A 1,644-nucleotide genomic window follows, 5' to 3' on the forward strand; every position below is an offset into this window, starting at 1 on the left:
AGGAACGCCACCGCCTGGCCCTGCACAACCAGTTGCGTGACGCCCTGCGCAGCAGCGAATTCCAGCTTCACTTCCAGCCCCAGTTCCGGGTCGACCGGGGCACCATCAGCGGTGTCGAAGCCCTGGTCCGCTGGCAGCGGCAAGATGGCACCATGGTCCCCCCTGGCGAGTTTATCCCGGTGGCCGAGGAGAGTGGTCTTATCGAGGACATCGGCTTTTGGGTCCTCAAGAGTGCCTGCGCCCAATATGGGCACTGGCTGAGCCAGGGGATCAGCATGCCCCAGCTCTCGGTCAACGTGAGCGCCCGCCAGTTCCACAATCCCAGCTTCCTGCAACAGGTGGAGTATGTGCTGCGCGACACCGGCATCCCCCCCTCGCGCCTGATGCTGGAGATCACCGAATCCGTGGTGCTGGAGAACCGTCAGGAGACCATAGCCCGCATGTGCCGGCTCAAGGAGCTGGGCGTGCTCATCTCCATCGACGACTTCGGCACCGGCTACTCGTCGCTGGCCTATCTGCGGGATCTGCCCGCCGACGAGGTCAAACTCGATCGATCCTTTATCCAGACCCTGACCCACAGCGAGCAGGACAGGGCCATAGTACGCGCCATCATCGAGCTCTCCCGGGTGTTTCGCTTCACCGTGATCGCCGAAGGGGTCGAGGAAGAGGCGCAGTTGGCCGTGCTCGGGGAGCTGGGTTGCCACCATTTCCAGGGCTACCTGCGCTGCCGCCCCCTGCCGGTGCGCGCCCTCGAGGAGTTTCTTGGCTACCCGGCGGGGTGATCGGCGAGCGCTTTTGACATAGAATGCCACCTCAAAAGCCTATCTGGAGCGCAATATGTCTGTGATTGGTCGGATCCACTCTGTGGAGACCTGCGGTACTGTCGACGGACCCGGTATCCGTTTCATCGTTTTTATGCAGGGCTGCCTGATGCGCTGCAAGTACTGCCACAACCGCGACACCTGGGACACTGACGGCGGCCGCGAGGTCACCGTGCCCGAGTTGATGAAAGACATCACCAGCTACCGCCACTTCATCAACGCCTCCGGCGGCGGTGTGACCGCCTCGGGCGGCGAGGCCATGCTGCAGCAGGCCTTCGTGGCCGAGCTCTTCGCCGCCTGCAAGGCCGAGGGCATTCACACCTGTCTCGATACCAACGGCTTTGTCCGCAACTATGACGAGCAGCTCGAAGCCGTGCTCGATGTCACCGATCTGGTGCTGCTCGACATCAAGCAGATCAACGATCAGAAACACATCCCCCTGACTCACGTGAGTAACCGCTACACCCTGGAGTTCGCCCGCCACCTGGCCGCCAAGGGGAAGAAGATGTGGATCCGCTACGTGGTGGTGCCCACCTGGAGCGATGACGACGAGAGTGCCGAAGGCCTCGGCCAGTTTATTCAATCCCTCGGGGAGTGTGTCGAGAAGGTGGAGCTGCTGCCCTACCACGAGCNNAGATCCATCCGCCCAAGAAGGAGACCATGGATCGCATCCAGGCCATCCTCGGCAAGTACCACGACAACGTTAAATATTGATACTCAAGGGGGCTGGATGCCCCCTTCTTCCAGGCAGGATACCCCATGAGTGATGGAGAACTCACCGCCCTGCTCGTCGCCCTGGCCCTGATTGCCATGGCCCAGCAGC

Annotated in this window: 1 protein-coding gene and 1 pseudogene; both read left to right on the forward strand. The window is 62.0% G+C overall.

Features of this window, described 5'->3' with window-relative positions:
- The coding region (locus tag BN1133_RS18345) for a putative bifunctional diguanylate cyclase/phosphodiesterase (RefSeq protein ID WP_157432356.1) at positions 1-782 on the forward strand (782 nt) is incomplete at its 5' end.
- Positions 783-837: 55 nt separating this feature from the next.
- Positions 838-1,535 (forward strand): annotated as a pseudogene (gene pflA, locus BN1133_RS18350) (pyruvate formate lyase 1-activating protein).
- The last annotated feature ends 109 nt before the right edge of the window (positions 1,536-1,644 follow it).

Origin of the sequence: Aeromonas schubertii, assembly GCF_000820105.1 — a bacterium.
Lineage (GTDB): Bacteria > Pseudomonadota > Gammaproteobacteria > Enterobacterales > Aeromonadaceae > Aeromonas > Aeromonas schubertii.